At 71.7% G+C, this 16,205-nt stretch carries 14 protein-coding genes; 10 read left to right on the forward strand and 4 right to left on the reverse strand.

Features of this window, described 5'->3' with window-relative positions; all coding sequences use genetic code 11:
* Nucleotides 1-14 precede the first annotated feature (14 nt).
* Nucleotides 15-422, reverse strand: a complete 408-nt coding sequence (locus tag N5I75_RS32190) for an OsmC family protein (protein ID WP_476683416.1) — start codon at nucleotides 420-422, stop codon at nucleotides 15-17.
* Between the two features lie 481 nt (nucleotides 423-903).
* Entirely contained in the window at nucleotides 904-3,645 is a 2,742-nt protein-coding gene (locus tag N5I75_RS32195; protein ID WP_476684848.1) for a helix-turn-helix transcriptional regulator, read from the reverse strand.
* 388 nt (nucleotides 3,646-4,033) lie between these two features.
* Between N5I75_RS32195 and N5I75_RS32200 the strand changes: the two genes are divergently transcribed.
* Both N5I75_RS32200 and N5I75_RS32205 read left to right on the forward strand, forming a co-directional pair.
* Entirely contained in the window at nucleotides 4,034-5,500 is a 1,467-nt protein-coding gene (locus N5I75_RS32200) for an aldehyde dehydrogenase family protein (RefSeq protein ID WP_476683418.1), read from the forward strand.
* Between the two features lie 98 nt (nucleotides 5,501-5,598).
* Nucleotides 5,599-6,429, forward strand: a complete 831-nt coding sequence (locus N5I75_RS32205) for a helix-turn-helix transcriptional regulator (protein WP_476683420.1) — start codon at nucleotides 5,599-5,601, stop codon at nucleotides 6,427-6,429.
* Nucleotides 6,430-6,456: 27 nt separating this feature from the next.
* On the opposite strand, the gene N5I75_RS32210 is transcribed toward N5I75_RS32205, so the two are convergent.
* Entirely contained in the window at nucleotides 6,457-7,068 is a 612-nt protein-coding gene (locus N5I75_RS32210; protein ID WP_476683422.1) for a malonic semialdehyde reductase, read from the reverse strand.
* A gap of 21 nt (nucleotides 7,069-7,089) precedes the next feature.
* On the opposite strand from N5I75_RS32210, the gene N5I75_RS32215 reads away from it, so the two are divergent.
* The 7 genes from N5I75_RS32215 (at nucleotide 7,090) to N5I75_RS32245 (ending at nucleotide 14,151) form a co-directional block, all read left to right on the forward strand.
* A complete protein-coding gene (locus tag N5I75_RS32215) occupies nucleotides 7,090-7,443 on the forward strand; it encodes a winged helix-turn-helix transcriptional regulator (RefSeq protein ID WP_476683424.1) in 354 nt (117 codons plus the stop codon).
* Between the two features lie 201 nt (nucleotides 7,444-7,644).
* Nucleotides 7,645-10,458 (forward strand): helix-turn-helix transcriptional regulator, encoded by a 2,814-nt coding sequence (locus N5I75_RS32220; protein ID WP_476683426.1) that lies wholly within the window; start codon nucleotides 7,645-7,647, stop codon nucleotides 10,456-10,458.
* A gap of 131 nt (nucleotides 10,459-10,589) precedes the next feature.
* Nucleotides 10,590-11,327: a sigma factor gene (locus N5I75_RS32225; protein WP_476683428.1), complete on the forward strand. Its 738-nt coding sequence runs from the start codon at nucleotides 10,590-10,592 to the stop codon at nucleotides 11,325-11,327.
* 209 nt (nucleotides 11,328-11,536) lie between these two features.
* On the forward strand, nucleotides 11,537-12,019 hold the full coding sequence (locus N5I75_RS32230) for a MarR family winged helix-turn-helix transcriptional regulator (protein ID WP_476683430.1): 483 nt from the start codon (nucleotides 11,537-11,539) through the stop codon (nucleotides 12,017-12,019).
* 9 nt (nucleotides 12,020-12,028) lie between these two features.
* Nucleotides 12,029-12,373: an ArsR/SmtB family transcription factor gene (locus N5I75_RS32235; protein WP_476683432.1), complete on the forward strand. Its 345-nt coding sequence runs from the start codon at nucleotides 12,029-12,031 to the stop codon at nucleotides 12,371-12,373.
* Nucleotides 12,374-12,606: 233 nt separating this feature from the next.
* On the forward strand, nucleotides 12,607-13,374 hold the full coding sequence (locus tag N5I75_RS32240) for an SDR family NAD(P)-dependent oxidoreductase (RefSeq protein WP_476683434.1): 768 nt from the start codon (nucleotides 12,607-12,609) through the stop codon (nucleotides 13,372-13,374).
* 321 nt (nucleotides 13,375-13,695) lie between these two features.
* Nucleotides 13,696-14,151, forward strand: coding sequence for a VOC family protein (locus N5I75_RS32245; protein WP_476683436.1), 456 nt, complete (start codon nucleotides 13,696-13,698; stop codon nucleotides 14,149-14,151).
* A 178-nt stretch (nucleotides 14,152-14,329) separates the two neighbouring features.
* On the opposite strand, the gene N5I75_RS32250 is transcribed toward N5I75_RS32245, so the two are convergent.
* Nucleotides 14,330-14,791: an Rrf2 family transcriptional regulator gene (locus N5I75_RS32250; RefSeq protein WP_476683438.1), complete on the reverse strand. Its 462-nt coding sequence runs from the start codon at nucleotides 14,789-14,791 to the stop codon at nucleotides 14,330-14,332.
* A 146-nt stretch (nucleotides 14,792-14,937) separates the two neighbouring features.
* Here N5I75_RS32250 and N5I75_RS32255 point away from each other — a divergent pair, with 146 nt between their 5' ends.
* The gene (locus N5I75_RS32255) at nucleotides 14,938-16,170 is read left to right on the forward strand and encodes an NAD(P)/FAD-dependent oxidoreductase (protein WP_476683441.1); all 1,233 of its coding nucleotides are present in this window, start codon (nucleotides 14,938-14,940) and stop codon (nucleotides 16,168-16,170) included.
* The last annotated feature ends 35 nt before the right edge of the window (nucleotides 16,171-16,205 follow it).

Genomic DNA, 16,205 nt, shown 5'->3' on the forward strand with positions numbered 1-16,205 from the left:
GGGCGAAGGACGGCTCAGACCTGCGACGTCTCCGGTTCCGCCAGCAGCGCGGGCACCGTGACGATCTTCGCCTCCCTGGCCAGTAGGCGGTGGACCGGACAGCGCCCGGCCGCCGCCAGCAACTGCTCTCGCTGAGCAGGCTCCAGGTCGCCGGTCAGCCCGACGTTCTTGACGATCTCACCCTGCTTGCCGAACCGCACGGCCACGTCGATCCGCTCCAGCGGCCAGTCGTGCCGGTCCGCCAGAGCCCGCACGGCCATGGAGGTACAGGACCCCAGCGCGGCCAGCAGCAGCTCGCCCGGGGTGGGGCCCTCATCGGCGCCGATGGGCTCGGGCTCGTCGGCAGTCAGGTGGTGCGTGCCGATCGAGACGGAACGGGTGAGCCGGACGCCTTCGGCGACGGTCACGATGCGCGTGGTCATGAGTCTTCCTCTCGCCCTGGGTACGGGGACCGGGCGGAGCCCGACAGGTCCCTCTTCCGCAAAGACCGAGCGGGGCGGGCGCCTGTGACAGTTCGGGGTGTAGCGCCGCGCCACCCAGTTCTTCGAGTTCCCGGAACCGCTGCTGAACAGCGTGTCACCGGTGGTCATGGTGCCGAGAATGCTGACCCGGCCCGTCGCCGCCCAGACGCTCGTCGAGCACGCCGTCGAGGGCCCGGCGGGCATGGCACCCGAGATCGCGGGACCCGACCGGCTGGACATGGTGGCCATGGCGCGCCGCATCGCGCGTGCGCGGGGCCGCCGCCGCATCGTCGTGCCGGTGACGCTCCCGGGCAGAGTCGGCAAGGCCATGACCACGGGCGGCCTGCTGCCACGCGGGGAGTACCTGCGCGGCCGCCGGACGTTCGACGCACACCTCGCGTCCCTCCGGGCGGCCGGACCGCCTCCGGTCAGGCGGTGCCGCTCACAGGACCGTGCTCAGGAGGCGCCGGGAGGTGATGCCCAACTTGGTGTACACCTTCCGCAGATGCCATTCCACGGTGTGCGGGCTCAGGAACAACTGTGCGCCGATCTCGGAGTTGGTGAACCCGTCCCGGGCCAGCCGCGCGATTTGGCTCTCCTGAGGTGTGAGCGCCGCCACGGCGGCAGCGTCGCGGCGGGCCACCGTCTCACCGGTGGCCCGCAGCTCGCGGACGGCGCGTTCGGCGAACGCCTGCGCGCCGAACCGGGTGAACAGGGTGTGGGCCATCCGCAGTTGCGTTCGGGCGTTGGCGCGGCGGCCCTCCCGCCGGAGCCACTCCCCGTACAGCAGACGCGCCCGGGCCGTCTCCATGGCGGCCTGGGTGCGGCCGAGTCGCTCGATCGCCTCCCGGTACAACTCGTCGGCCGCCGTTCCGTCACTGAGCAGGGCGCGGCAGCGCAGTTGGACGCCCAGTGCCCAGTCCGTGGCAGTGGCGTCCGTGTCCCGGGTCAGCCGGACCAGTGCCGCCCCGGCCACGTCGAGGTGGCCGCTGCGTGCCCCGGCCTCCACCACCTCCACCAGTCCCCAGCCGGCCGCGACCAGGTCCTGCGGGTGTGCGCTCGCCCGACGGGCGGCTTCGAGCGCCTCCTCGTACCGGCCCAGGCCGTTGAGGAGCAGGGCCTGCGCCCGGCTCGCGACGGCCACCCCGATGCCCTCGCCGCGGCCGAGTGCCTCTTCCATGCCGGCCTTGATCAAGGGTGCGGCCTCGCTCGCGTGGCCTTGCCAGGCGGCGAGCGTCATCGTGCCGTACGGCGAGAAGCCGCCGCCGGCCGCCTCCTGGACCCGGCCGGTCTCCGCGATGAGCAGCGCCGCCGCGTCCAGTTCACCGGCGGTCGTGTGGACGACCACCCGTGAATTGAGCGCCAGCGGCAACTCGGTCAGCGCGCCGACCGCACGGGCGGTGCGCACATGGCGGGTGACCAGTTCCGTCCACGCCTCGTGGTCCCACAGGTCGGCCGCCAGTGCCGAAGCCACCCACGACCAGCGCAGTATCTCGTCGGGCTCGGTCTCCCGGCGGAACATGCGTACCGCCTCGCGCGAGACGGTGACCGCGTCGCGATACCCGTCGAGGAAACGGGTGGTGAGGGCGTCCAGCAGCAGATCGGCGTTGCGCGGCGGTCCTGTGCGGGGCGGGGCCGTCGCGCGCGCGGCCGCCGCCACCTCGCGTACGAGCGCCTCCGACGTGAGGCGTCCGGCGAACATGGCGGCCGACAGGGCGTCCAGGAACGTCTCGCGGGCCAGACCCACTTCGAGCGGGACCAGGCGTCGCGCGGTGGCCAACAGCCTGGGGAGCACTTCGTCCACGCGGCTGGAGGCGAAGGAGATCCGGGCCTCGACCAGATCCGCACGGGCCCGGCCGAGTTCGTCGAGCGGGCCGGCCCGTGCCAGCTCCAGCAGGTCGCGCGCCGCGGCGGGCGCACCTGCACGCAGCTTCGCCTGGGCCGCGGCGAGGGCGCGCGTCGCCTTGTGCCGCGGGTGCGGCGTCAGCACGGCCGCGTGGGCGAGGAACGCGGCTGCCGCGGCGGTGCCGCCCCGCGCCCGCGCCCGTCCGGCCGACGACTCCAGCTCCGTGGCGATGACCTCGTCCGGCCGGACCGTGGCCCGCGCGAGGTGCCAGGCACGGCGGTCGGGGTCGACGCTGGGGTCCGTCGCTTCGGCCAGGACGCGGTGCACCTCCCGCAACTCCGCGAGCCCGGCCGACCGGTAGATCGCGGAGCGCAGCAGCGGATGCCGGAAACGTACCAGCGTGCCGACGTCGAGCAGCCCCGCCGTCACCGCCGGCTCCACCGCGTCCGCGGCGACGCCCAGTCGCTCGACGGCGCTCCGGAGCAGCGACACGTCACCGACCGGCTCGGCGGCGGCCGTCAGCAGCAGACGCTGCGTCGGCTCCGGGAGCGAGCGGACCCGCGCGAGGTAGCTCCGCTCGATACGACTGGTCACCCTTCCGGGACCGTGCGGAGCGGGCCCCCCGGCCGCTTCCGCGTCGACGCGGCCGTGGGGGAGCTCCAGCAGTGCCAGGGGGTTGCCGCGGGCCTCGGCGAGGACGCGGTCGCGGACCCGCTCGTCCATCGGGCCTTCGGCGCTCGCGTCCAGCAGCGCACGGGCGTCGGTGTCGTCCAGCCCGTGCAGCGTCAGCTCGGGCAGGCCGGCCAGGTCGTCACGTCCCCGCTGCTCACGGGTGGCGAAGATCAGGGCCAGCGGTTCGGCGAGCATTCTTCGCGCCACGAAGGCCAGCGTCTGCGCGGAGACCCGGTCGAGCCACTGGGCGTCATCCACGAGGCAGAAGAGCGGTCGCCGGGCGGCCACGTCGGTGAGCAGCCCGAGCACGGCCAGACCGACCAGGAACCTGTCCGGTGGCGGCCCCGTGCTCACCCCGAACGCCGTGGCCAGCGCTTCCGCCTGCGGCGGCGGGAGGGAGCCGGTGTGCCCGAGGAAGGGAGCGCACAATTGGTGGAGTCCCGCGAACGGAAGCTCCATCTCCGACTCGGCACCGGCTGCCCGGGCGACCCGGTGCGCGGTGACGCGTGCCGCCAGGTGGTTCAGGAGGGTGGACTTCCCGATGCCGGCGTCGCCGCGCAGGACCAGTACCGCGCTGCGACCTGCCTCCACCTCCGAGACCAGCCCGTCCAGCACGTCGTGTTCACGGCGCCGGCCACGCAGCCGCTCTGGACCGTCCCCGCTCACGCTGCCCCCCACACGCGGCGAGCATAACAACACGGCGTGCGGCCGGGGCAGGGGCCGCTGCCGTCATCGCGGCGGCGTCACAGGACGGAGAGCCAGCTTTTCGGGCACCACTGAGGCAGGGGCGTCGCCCTGGCGCGCGCCAACAGTGCCCGGTAGAGCCAGGCGTGTGGCGGCGGGGCCGTCACGGGGGAGGACCTGGAGGTCCGCGGGATCACGCTGGACGCACTCGGGCGCACGGGTCCGGACGGCCCCGGCGACCGGTCGGCGGCGCCCTCGTGGTGTGGGCCGGGAACGGCGGGCGGCGCCTCGCGCCGCGGACGCGACGTCCCACAGCAGTGCAACGCGCGCGCAGTTGTGTGACCCGGATCATGGGCACGGGAGGGCATGGATGTCCCGCGCCGCGCGGTGTTCGCTGGGCGACATGAACGAAAGCCCCAGGACTCCTTTCCCGACTCCTTCCCACTGGATCGACGGCCGTGCCGTCACCGGCTCCGGACCACTGATCGACGTGGTGAACCCCGCCGACGAATCGGTCATCGCCCACCTGCACGAGGCCACCGCCGACGAAGTGGACATGGCAGTCGACGCCGCGGTCGCCGCCATCCCCGGATGGGCCGCGACGTCCCCGCGGCACCGGGCGGACGTCATGCGACGCCTGGCCGAGGGCCTGCAGAAGCGGAGTGAGGATCTGGCGGTCACCATCACCCTGGAGATGGGCGCCCCCATCGCCTTCTCCCGGCAGGCGCAGGTCGGATTCCCGGTCGCGTCCACCCTGGCCGCGATCGCCGCGGCCGAGCGGTTCGAGTGGAGCGAGACGGTCGAGAACTCGCTCGTCGTCCGCGAGCCCGTCGGCGTGGTGGGCGCCATCACCCCGTGGAACTTCCCGCTCCAGCAGATGGTGACGAAGGTGGTCCCGGCGATGCTGGCGGGCAACACTGTCGTCCTCAAGCCCTCGGAGTTGTCTCCCCTCAGCGCCCGGATGTTCGCGGAGATCGCCACGGAGGCCGGGCTGCCGAGCGGCGTGTTCAACGTGGTGCAGGGAACCGGCCCGGTCGTCGGTGAGGCATTGTCCCGCCACCCGAAGATCGACATGATCTCCTTCACCGGATCCACCCGCGCCGGCAAGAGCGTCTCCAGTGCCGCCTCCGTCACGGTGAAGCGGGTCGCACTCGAACTGGGCGGCAAGGCAGCCCACATCATCCTCCCGGAGGCCGAACTCGACTCAGCCGTCGCCCGCGGACTCGCCTTCGCCTGGGCCAACGCCGGCCAGGCCTGCGGTGCCTACGTGCGCATGCTCGTGCCCGCGGACCTTCAGGCGACCGTGGTCGACAAGCTCCGGACCGCCGCCCAGGAGTACGTGGTCGGTGACCCGACCGCCGAGGCCACGCGGATCGGACCACTCGCCTCGGAGACCCAGCGCCGACGCGTCGACGACTACATCCGGCGCGGCATCGCCGACGGCGCCACCCTCGTGACGGGCGGCCCCGGCCGACCCGAGGGGTTCGAGACCGGCGCCTACGTCAGGCCCACGGTCTTCTCCGACGTCGCACCGGAGTCGGTCATCGCCCAGGAGGAGATCTTCGGCCCCGTCCTCGTCGTCATCCCCTATACCGACGACGAACACGCCGTCGAGATCGCCAACGGCACGGTCTACGGCCTCAACGCCGCAGTGACCGGGGACGAGGACCATGCCATGGCGATCGCCATGCGCCTGCGTGTCGGCCAGGTCGACGTCAACGGTGGCCAGCACAACTTCCAGGCACCGTTCGGCGGATACAAGCAGTCCGGCAACGGCCGGGAGATGGGCCGTGCGGGCCTTGAGGAGTTCCTGGAGACCAAGGCGATCACAGGCTGAGCTGCCGCGCCACCGTGTCCGCGCACAACACACTGTTCGCCGGGAATGCCGCACCCCGGACTCTACGTTCACGTCGTTGATCCACCGAAGGGACGACCATGGCAGACCGCGCGGCGCTGGCCGCTTTCCTGCGGGCACGCCGCGAGGCTCTGCAACCCGAGGACGTCGGGCTGCCCCGCGGCCGCCGCAGGCGCACCGGAGGACTGCGCCGGGAGGAGGTCGCGGCCCTCTGCGACATGTCGGTGGACTACTACAGCCGGCTGGAGCAGCCGCGGGGCCCGCACCCCTCGGAGCAGATGCTCATCGCGATGGCCCGCGGCCTGCGCCTGTCACTGGAGGAACGCGACCTCCTCTTCCAGCTCGCCGGTCACGCCCTGCCGCGCCGTGCGCGACGCGGCGACCACGTCGCCCCCGGGACGATGCGCATCCTGGACCGCCTGGAGGACACTCCCGCCCAGGTGATGAACCACCTGGGCGAGACGTTGAGCCAGACACGTCCCGCGATGGCCCTGCTGGGCGACCAGACGGCCTACACGGGGCTGGCCCGCAGTTCCCACTACCGCTGGTTCACGGACCCCGCCGCCCGTCTGGTCCACCCCGCGAGCGATCACGCCGAGCAGAGCCGTCTCATGGTGGCCGACCTCCACAGCGCCTACTCCCGCGACGGGGGCGACTCCGGTGCCGCCGCGCTCGTGGACGCGCTGAACCGGGAGAGTCCGGAGTTCGCCGGTCTGTGGCGGCAACGCCCCGTGCTGGGACCGTACTGCGCCTCCAAGCGCTTCGTGCACCCACAGTTCGGGACACTCGAACTGCACTGCCAGACACTGATCGATCCCGACCACGGCCAGCGGCTCGTCGTCTACACCGCGACACCGGGGACGGAAAGCCACACCAACCTCCGACTGCTGTCCTTGCTGCCGGTCCCGTGACGGTGCGGCTCCCACGCCTGCCCGGGGTCAGGCCCAGTCGAGGGCGTGCTCGTGGGCCGGGCGCGGCATGCGGTCGAACGCCGGGGGGCCGGCCGGGTGCCCGATGTTGACCACGAGGATGGAGTGCCAGTCGCTGTCGGCGAAGAACTCCTTGTCGATCCCGGCCGGGTCGAAGCCGGCCATCGGCCCCGCGGCCAGGCCGAGGGCGCGGACGGCGAGGATGAAGTATCCGGCCTGAAGCGGTCCGTTGAACGAGGTGATGGCCTCGCGCTGGGCGGGCTCGCCCTCGAAGTACTCCTTCATCTCCGGGCCGACGGGCAGGACGTGCGGGAGGTGCTCGTGGAAGCGGTGGCCCACGGCGAGGACCGCGACGACGGGCGCCGAGGCCGACTTCGGCCGGTTTCCCTCGTCGAGGTGCGGCAGCAGGCGCTCCTTGCCCTCGGCCGTACGGAGCACGTACAGGACGCGCATCGGCTGGGTGTTCGCGGCGGTCGGTGCCCAGCGGGCGAGCTCCCAGATGCCAGTGAGCGTCGCGTCATCGACCGGAGTGCCGGCGAAGGAGTACGCGGTACGGGCGTCCGTGAAGAGCGCGGCGCCGGCCTCGGCGGGGATGCGGGGGAAAGGCCCGGAAACGGACATGGGAATGCTCCTGGCTCAGAGATGGAGCAACACCATCCGGCGGCTTGTGACGGTGCGCTGAGCAAGGCGTTCAGCTTCCTCGGCAAGCGGTGGAGCGGCGTCATCCTGGCCACTCTCCAGCACGGACCCCTGGGCTTCGCCGAGTTGCGGCGCGCGGTAGAGGGCATCAGTGACTCGGTCCTCTCGGAACGGCTTTCCGAGCTGTCCGCCGCCGGTCTCACGTACCGCGATGCGGAGCCCGGCCCGCCCGTCACGGTGCGCTACCGCCTCACTCCGGACGGGACGGTCCTGATGCCCATCCTGAGCGAGCTGGCCGGATGGGCGTCCCGGCACCTTTCGGACACGGCGACCGCCCGGCGCGGCGGCCGTGGCTAGACGTCGCCGACTCGGTCGTACGAGAGGACCGACCGGCTTGCAGGGGCCCGTGTGACAACCTTTGCGCCATTTCTCATGTGGAGTCTGTCACAAGGTGTGGACACAAGGTGTGCTCTGTGCTCCGGGTAAGGTGAAAGGGATTCCTCCCGGCATTCGATGCGGGGAGTTCGCTGTCCCCGGAGCACCTGAGGAGCCACGCGCATGATCGCCAGCCCGCTTCCGGACCTGGTCGGCCGGAACCGCGAGTGCGAGGCACTCGACGATCTACTGGCAGACCTGCGTGAAGGCGGGTCCCGTGTGCTGGTGATCCGTGGCGAAGCGGGCATCGGGAAGACGGTGCTTCTGGAGTACCTGGCCGCGCAGGCGTCAGGGACGAAGGTGACCCGGGCGCAGGGCATCGAGGCGGACATGGAGCTGCCCTACGCGAGCCTGCACCAACTGTGCGCGCCGTTCCTCGGCCAGCTGGACGGCCTGCCGGCACCCCAACGGGAAGCCCTGCGCGTGGCGTTCGGCATGGCGGCCGGTGATCCGCCCGACCGCTTCCTGGTCGGCCTCGCCGTGCTCACGCTGCTCACCCGCGCCTCGGAGGCGCGCCCGGTGCTCGTCCTGATCGACGACGCGCAGTGGCTGGACCAGGTCTCCCTGCAGACGCTGGAGTTCGTCGCGAGGAGACTGCTCGCCGAGGCGGTCGCGATGGTGTTCGCGGTACGCGACCCCGAAGGGCAGCAGGCGCTAACGGGTCTGCCGGCCATGCGCATCGGCGGCCTCGACGCCACGGCCGCGGGGGAACTCCTGGAGACCGCCGTAGGCGGGCGGCTGGAGAAGCGGATCCGGGACCGGTTCGTGGCCGAGATGCACGGCAACCCGCTCGCTCTGCTGGAGTTCTCCCGAGGCCGCAGCGCCGCCGAACTGGCCTACGGCCTGGACTCATCCGGTCACCCGATCGTCCAGGGCCCGGTCGCGAGCCGGATCGAGCGGGACTTCGCCCAGCGGCTCGGGTCGCTGCCGGAGTCGACGCGGACACTGCTGCTGATCGCCGCGGCCGAACCGGTCGGTGACGCGAGGCTGTTGGCCCGCGCGGCCGCCACGCTCAAGATCACCCCCTTCGCCGCCCCGGCCAAGGTCGCCGGCCTGATCGAGCTGGGCGAGTCCGTCCGGTTCCGGCATCCGCTGGTCCGTTCGGCGGTCTACCACCAAGCCGCCCCCGAAGCACGCCGGTCGGTGCACCGGGCCCTGGCCGCCGCCACGGACCCGGTCCTGGACCCCGACCGGCGCGCCTGGCACGCCGCCGAGGCCGCGGACGGACCGGACGAGGAGGCCGCCGCGGGACTGGAGCGCGCGGCCGGCCGCGCCCGGCAACGCGGCGGCATCGCGGCCGAGGCGGTCCTGCTGGAACGCGCCGCCGAGGTGACACCGGACCGCCGGCCGCGAGGGCGCCGCGCCCTGGCGGCAGCGGAGGCGCACTTCTCGGCCGCTGCGCCCGACCGGGCCACGGAGCTGGCCACAGTGGCCGAACTGTGCCCCCTGAGCCCGCTGGACCGCGCCCGCCTGGCACGGCTGCGGGCCAGGATCCTCTTCGCCCGCAGCCGCAGCGACGAGGCGGCGCCCCTGCTCCTCGACGCGGCCGCGCAGTTCACCGCCGCCGGTTCGCCGCTGGCGCGGGAGACGTACCTGGAGGCGATCAGCGCCACGATCTTCGCGGGCCGCGTACACGGCCCCGCCGGGGCCCGCGCCGCCGCGATCGCCGCCCGCGCGTCCGGCGCACCGCCTTCCGGCTCCGAGGCCGCCGACCTGCTCCTGGACGGTGTGGCCGCGCTCCTCACGGACGGTTACGAGGCCGGTGTGCCAGCGCTGCGCGGCGCGCTGGAAGTGCTGGCCACCGAAGAACTGCCCACCCGGGAGGCCACCGTGCGGTGGCTCCTGCTCGTACCGGTGGCGCTGGAGGCGTTCATCCACTACGCCTGGGACCTGCACGCCTGGGACACCTTGTCCGATCGCGCGGTGCGCCTGGCCCGTGACATCGGCGCGCTCGGCGCACTGCCGCCGGCCCTCGTCTACGCCGGTGGAGTGCACATCCACTACGGTGACTTCGCCGAGGCGGACCGGATGATCGACGAGGCCGATGCCCTGGCCGCCGCGACCGGTCACGCGCCGCACAAATACGCCACGCTGGTCCTGGCCGCCTGGCGGGGCGAGGCGGACGTAGCCTCCGGGATCATCGAGGAGGCCAGGCAGCGGGCCGACCGGCGGGGCGAGGTGTCCCTGCTGGGTGCCATGGGCTACATCCAGGGAGTGCTGTACAACGGCCTGGCACGGTACGAGGAGGCCCTGGAGGCCGCGCGTACCGGCATCGAGCACGACGGGTTCAACTTCGCAGGCCTGTCACTGATCGAGCACATCGAGGCCGCCACCCGGTGCGGTGAGCTGGACCAGGCCAGGGCCTCGCTGGCCCGGCTGGTCGATCTCACCCGCGCGGCCGACTCCGGCTGGGCCGGCGGCGCCACAGCCCGTAGTCGGGCCCTCCTCGCCGACGGCGAGGAGGCCGACCGTCTCTACCGCGCGGCGATCGTGGAGTTCGAGCGCGGCGGCGTCACCGTGGAGGTGGCCCGCAGTCACCTGCTGTACGGCGAGTGGCTGCGCCGCACCCACCAGCGATCGCTGGCCCGCGAGCACCTGCGTACGGCTCACGAGATGTTCGACGGCATGCGGGCGCACGCCTTCGCCGAACGGGCCCGCCGTGAGCTGCTCGCCACCGGGGAGCACGTCCGGGTGCGGGAGGCCGCGATGACCAGCGCGCTTACCCCTCAGGAGTCACAGGTGGCCACGCTCGCCGCCGGCGGCATGACGAACGCGAAGATCGGCGCGGAGCTGTTCATCAGCCCGCACACCGTGGAGTGGCACCTGCGCAAGGTGTACACGAAGCTCGGGATCAATTCCCGTCGCGCGCTGCCCGGTGCCCTGGCGAGCACCCCGCCCCCGGACCGGGACGACGAGGGCTTGGTGCGTGCGGGCTGAGTCCGTAGGCCCCGGGGCCCCGGGGCCCCACGGACTCGACCACGGACACCAAGGGCGCGATGAGGGGTGCCGCGGACGGAGGGTGGACCCATCGCCCCTGAAGGGGCGCCCGTTCACCCGAAGGAGTCCCGATGTCCGCGCCCAGTCCGGAGACCACCACGCCGGCCGGCACCCCGGCCGCCCGGCCTGCCGAGGGGGACCTGGACACCGCCCTCCACGTCTTCCTGGCCCAACGGAACCGACTGTTCCGGATCGCCTACCGGATCGTCGGGGACGCCGCGGGAGCCGAGGACGTGGTCCAGGAGGCGTGGCTGCGCTGGCAGCTCACCGACCGCGCGGTGGTCACGAACCCGGTCGCCTTCCTGACCACGACCACGACCCGCCTGGCCATCAACGTCATCCAGTCCGGGCGGCGCCGGCACGAGATGCCGTCCGAACCGCGTTTCGCCGACTTCGGGGACCTGGCCTCGTCCGACGACCCGATGCTCTGCGCCGAGCGGACCGTGGCGATCGAGTCGGCCCTGGCCCTCCTCATGGCCAGGCTGACGCCGGACCGGCTGGCCGCCTACGTGCTGCGCAAGGGCTTCGACTACACCTATACGGAGCTCGCGAAGCTGCTGCGGATCAGCGCCCCGAACGCACGCGTGGTGGTCCACCGCGCCCAGACCCGACTCGACAGCGAGCGCGAGCGGCCGATCCCCATCGAGTCGCACCGTCGTCTCGTCACCGCGTTCCGGACCGCCGCCGACACCGGCGACCTCGACGCTCTCGTACGGCTGCTCGTCCCCGAGGAGCGGGTACGCCGCTTGGCGCAGCCGTCCCGCAGACCGGTCGGCCCGGCGCACGTCCCGGCCCGTCAGGCCGCGTGACGGCGAGCGGCGCAGCGGGCTCGCTCCGGCCGTGGAGGGGGAGTGTGCGCCGCCGGACCTCGCCCGCCCCCTGTTGTCACATTCGAGGCATCCGTCTTGTCTTTCTTGTGCGGGCAAGCGGGCGCGGCTCACCTGCCGCGCCCTCGCGCCGGGAGACCGCCCCGGCACCGAGCAGTAGGACGCCGGGGACAGCAGGGAGGTCACCATCCATGAGCGACGACGCCAGGTTGATCACGCAGTGGAACAGGCTGACCCGGGTCCACCGTCGGATCGAAGCCCGTATGGAACAACATCTGCACCGGCAACTGGGCCTGGGCGTGAGCGAGTTCTACGCCCTCCGCACGTTGAACGAGGGGGTGGCAGCCGGTACGGGACTGCTCTATCTGAGCGACCTGGCCAATGGGACGGGGCTGAGCCAGTCCGCCACCAGCCGCCTGGTCACGCGCCTGCAGGAACGCGGCCTGATCACCACGCACACCGCGTCCGACGACCGCCGGAGCATCGAGATCGAACTCACCGCCGTCGCGCACGATGTGTTGCGGCTGGGATCTCCCCTGCTGAGCCAGGCGGTCGAGGAGGTCGTGCGCCGGCTCCACGTCGAGGAGACGGACAAGGACCTGCTCCGCTACTTACGTGGAGGAGGGAGCGGCGGTGCGGAAACCCATGTTCGACAGGCGCCGAACGCTCGGTAACATGGCCGTATGCCGGACCACCACGCGTCACCCGCGGACAGCGAGATCTCCCTGCCTCGCCTTCTCGGGGTGCTCAGCGATCCGACGCGGTTGGGCATCGTCCGGATCCTGTCCGACGGCGCCGAGAGAGGGTGGGGGCAGTTCAGGGCTCCCGTCGCCAAGTCCACGCTCAGCCATCACCTCAAGATGCTGCGTGAGGCGGGCGTGACCCAGACCCGAGAGGAGGGCACGCGCTGCTTCGTGAAGCTGCGAGGTGACGCCCTGGAGACCCGCTTCCCCGGCCTGCTGCCGGCACTGCTCTCCGCCGCGGGCACCGACCATGTCGGCGAGCACGTCACCGAGCGGGACGAGTAGGCGTGACCGCGTAAAGCACTCCGTGCCGCACGGAAAGCGGTCGAATCTCCGCCCGTTTTGTCATGTGCATGATTCTCGATCGTAGCGCGGGTCGTGTCGCGGGCGGCTTTTGGGCGTCCGGTCGCCGTCGACGCCTGCCTTGCGCAATCACCCCCGTCGCCGCCCCATTTGACGACCTCGTCGACGGTGCCCATATTGTTCTATGTACATCGAACATCGAACAAGGAGCCTTGATGTCCCCGAATCAGTCCCATGAGACGTTCGCCGGTCACGTTGTGATCGTCACCGGCGCGGGAACCGGCATCGGCCGAGCCACCGCCGTGGCCTTCGCAGAGTCGGGTGCGCACGTCCTCGCCGTGGGCCGCCGCGAGGCGCCCCTGAAGGAGACCGCCGCGGCCCACTCCAACATCGACGTCCTGGCCATCGACATCTGCGGTGACGAGGCGCCCGGCAAGGTGGTGAACGCCGCCGTGGAGCGGTGGGGACGCCTCGACCACCTGATCAACAACGCCGGTGCGACAGCGGTGATGCCGCTGGCGGAGGCCGAAAAGCAGACGATCGTCGATCTGCTGGCGCTCAACGTCGTCGCGCCCAGTCTTCTGGCTCGCGAAGCCCTGCCGCACCTGCGGCGGACCTCGGGGTCGATCATCAACCTCTCCAGCACCTATGGGCACCGCCCGATGGCGGGGGGTGCGCACTACTCGGCCACCAAGGCCGCCATCGAGCAGATGACCCGGAGCTGGGCACTGGAGCTGGCCGACGAGGGTGTTCGTGTCAACTCGGTCGCTCCCGGCCCCACCCGCACCGACGTCATGCTGCACGCCGGTCTGACGCCGGAGGCGGCCGACGACATGTACGCCTATGAGCGCGACCGCATCCCGACCCACCACATCGCACACGCGGACGAGGTGGCTCACTGGATCCTCCGCATGGCGGACCCGGCCGGACGCCATGCGACCGGTCAGGTGATCACCGTCGACGGCGGCCTGGAACTCATCTGACGAATGGCGTGTTCGGTCGTCTCCGGACACGAGGCGGTACCGCGTATCTCGAACCCGGCGGACCTGAACCGCTTCTGCGCCGCGGTCGTCTCCGGCGAGCTCGTTTCACCATGCTCATCATCTCCCGCAACTGCGGCAGGGCGCGCAGGACCGGTTCCTCCCTCCGGCGAGGGCGATCACCGGTGTCACGAACCGCTCCCCGGTCCGGTCACATGTCGCAGGCGCGTGCGGGTGCGACAACGGCACCCGCGTGGACGCCGACGGGCCGGACGTCCGGAGCCGGCCCGTGACAGCTCGGGCTCATGAAGGGACGACGGGTCGATGACACCACCAGGGAAGCTGCCCGCACCGCAACACGGCCTCCTGCTCACGCACTTCCTCACGGTGCGGGACGTCGCCGTCTCCCGGCGCTTCTACGCCGATGTCTTCGGCGGAGAGGTGGTGATGGCGGAGAACCCGGCGATGGTGAAGGTCGCCAATAGCTGGATCATCATGAATCCTGGTGGCGGCCCCACCCCTGACAAGCCGGGGGTCACGCTGGAGCCGCCCCGAAGCGGTGAGTGCGTGTCCAGCTTCCTCAACGTGCGTGTGGCTGACCTGCCCGCCTTCTACGCGCACGCGGTCGCCCAAGGCGCGGACTTCCTCACCGAACCCGTCGATCGCGGTGCAGAGTTGCGCTGCTACCTGCGCGACCCCGACGGCTACCTCATCGAGGTGGGCCAGTCCACCGGTCTGCTACGGGGCATCCAGGCGGAAGCTCCCGCCGAGTCCGGTTGAGGCGCGCGGGCCGGCAAAGTCCGCGGGTGCAGGCCGTTCACGGCCACTCACGGTGGCGCCGGGCCGCGCCGAGTCGGTGATCGGCTGGGCGCGAGGTCCGAACCGGTCAGCTCCGTGCCGTGGACAGGGGAGAGGCGGCCCCCGAGGCGGCGATACGCCGCGGTGGTCCCGGTGCCGGTCAGCTCAGCGCCGTGCGAACCGCCCCGGTCACCTCGGGCCGCCGCTCCAACTCGGCATGCACCTCGGCCAGTGTCTGGCCGACCAGCGCCTGACGCCAGGCGTCCTCGGCGCGCACCATGGCCACCTTGACCGGGCAGGGCTCGGTGGGCGCCGGAGCAATCTCTCCCACGCGGCCGCAGCAACGGATCTCGGCGCAGTGGAAGATGCGGGCGTCACCCTCGATCGCCTCGACCACGTCCAGCAGCGTGATCCGGTCCAGCGGCTTGGCGAGTTGGAACCCACCGCGCGCACCGGGAACGGAGGTCAGCAGTCCGGCCTTGACCAGAGACTGCAACTGCTTGTTGAGGTATGTGGGCGACAGGCCGTGCACGGCGGCCAACTGCGCATTCCCGACGGGACCGCCGCCGGTCACGTGGAGGTTCAGCAGTGTGTGGAGGGCCCACTCGACGCCCTTGCTCATACGCATGATGTGGACAGTTTAAGTCCTGGCCGGCCGGTCGAGGGCGACGAAGAGCCAACCTTGACAACTTATATCCAGGATATTTATTGTCCAGGTATCGGGTTTCGACGAAGCCCTCGTGACACGCCTGAGAGGACATGCACGACATGACACACGTCTTGGTGATCGGTGGCGGATTCGCCGGCGTCTGGAGCGCCGCTGGAGCGGTCAGGGCCGCGCGCGCGGCGGGCCGGGCGGGTGACGACATCCGCGTGACGCTCATCAGCGCAGGTGACGACCTGGTGATGCGGCCGCGGCTGTACGAGGAGGATCCGGGCTCGATGCGCGTCCCGCTGGACCGGGTCCTCGGCCCCATCGGGGTGCGCCGGCTCGCCGCGACGGTCACAGCCGTCGACACCGACGCCCGTACCGTCCGCGCCGTCACCCGGTTCGGCGAGGAAATGGAGCTGGACTACGACAAGCTGGTCCTGGCCACGGGGAGCCGGCTCGTGCGAGCGCCCTTCCCGGGCGCGGAACACCTCTTCGACGTCGACACGCTGCCCGCGGCGACCGTACTCGACCACCACCTGCGGCGGCTGCCGGAGCGGGCGCCGTCCGCCGGCCGTCACACCGTTGTAGTGGTCGGCGCCGGGTTCACCGGGCTGGAGGTCGCCACGGCCATGGGCGAGCGACTGCGCGCCATCGCGGGACCGCACGACGCGCACGACGAGATCCGCGTCGTCCTCATCGACCGGGCCGACGTTCTCGGCCCCGAGTTGGGAGCGGGACCCCGCCCCTACATCGAGTCGGCCGTCGAGGCCCGGGGTGTCGAGCTGCGGCTGGGCCGCACCGTGGAGTCCGTCACCGCCGACCAGGTCGTACTCTCCGACGGCGAGGTCATCCCCACGTCCACCGTCGTGTGGACCGGCGGTACCGTCGCCAGCCCGCTGACGGCCCAGATCCCGGGCGAACACGACCGTCTGGGCCGCCTCGCCGTCGACGAACATCTCCGGGTCAAGAACGTTGCGCACGTCTACGCGGCCGGCGACACGGCCGCCGCACAGGTCGAGGACGAGCACTTCGCGATGCAGAGCTGCCAGCACGCGCAACCCATGGGCAAGTTCGCCGGGCACAACGTTGTGGCGGACCTCCTGGGCAGCGATGCCCGCCCGTTCGAGCCCGACCCGTACACCACGTGCCTGGACCTGGGCCCCGACCACGCTGTCGAGACCATCGGATGGGACCGGACCATCGATCTGACCGGGGAGGAGGCCAAGACGCGCAAGAGGAACATCAACGCCCGCTGGATCTACCCCTCCGTCGACGACGCGGAGGCCATCCTTGCCCACGCCGGACGCTTCGCCAACGGTGCCAACAAGCAGACCGCCGAGGTCCGCTAGTCCGTTCGGCAGGAACCGACGACACACCCTCGCAC

Source organism: Streptomyces sp. R818 (assembly GCF_056172735.1).

Bases quoted from the DNA above. Each gene is read 5' to 3' on its own strand.
- N5I75_RS32190 (WP_476683416.1), bottom strand. From the start codon at position 422: ATGACCACGCGCATCGTGACCGTCGCCGAAGGCGTCCGGCTCACCCGT.
- N5I75_RS32200 (WP_476683418.1), top strand. From the start codon at position 4,034: ATGTCCCGCGCCGCGCGGTGTTCGCTGGGCGACATGAACGAAAGCCCC.
- N5I75_RS32205 (WP_476683420.1), top strand. From the start codon at position 5,599: ATGGCAGACCGCGCGGCGCTGGCCGCTTTCCTGCGGGCACGCCGCGAG.
- N5I75_RS32210 (WP_476683422.1), bottom strand. From the start codon at position 7,068: ATGTCCGTTTCCGGGCCTTTCCCCCGCATCCCCGCCGAGGCCGGCGCC.
- N5I75_RS32215 (WP_476683424.1), top strand. From the start codon at position 7,090: ATGGAGCAACACCATCCGGCGGCTTGTGACGGTGCGCTGAGCAAGGCG.
- N5I75_RS32220 (WP_476683426.1), top strand. From the start codon at position 7,645: ATGATCGCCAGCCCGCTTCCGGACCTGGTCGGCCGGAACCGCGAGTGC.
- N5I75_RS32225 (WP_476683428.1), top strand. From the start codon at position 10,590: ATGTCCGCGCCCAGTCCGGAGACCACCACGCCGGCCGGCACCCCGGCC.
- N5I75_RS32230 (WP_476683430.1), top strand. From the start codon at position 11,537: ATGAGCGACGACGCCAGGTTGATCACGCAGTGGAACAGGCTGACCCGG.
- N5I75_RS32235 (WP_476683432.1), top strand. From the start codon at position 12,029: ATGCCGGACCACCACGCGTCACCCGCGGACAGCGAGATCTCCCTGCCT.
- N5I75_RS32240 (WP_476683434.1), top strand. From the start codon at position 12,607: ATGTCCCCGAATCAGTCCCATGAGACGTTCGCCGGTCACGTTGTGATC.
- N5I75_RS32245 (WP_476683436.1), top strand. From the start codon at position 13,696: ATGACACCACCAGGGAAGCTGCCCGCACCGCAACACGGCCTCCTGCTC.
- N5I75_RS32250 (WP_476683438.1), bottom strand. From the start codon at position 14,791: ATGAGCAAGGGCGTCGAGTGGGCCCTCCACACACTGCTGAACCTCCAC.
- N5I75_RS32255 (WP_476683441.1), top strand. From the start codon at position 14,938: ATGACACACGTCTTGGTGATCGGTGGCGGATTCGCCGGCGTCTGGAGC.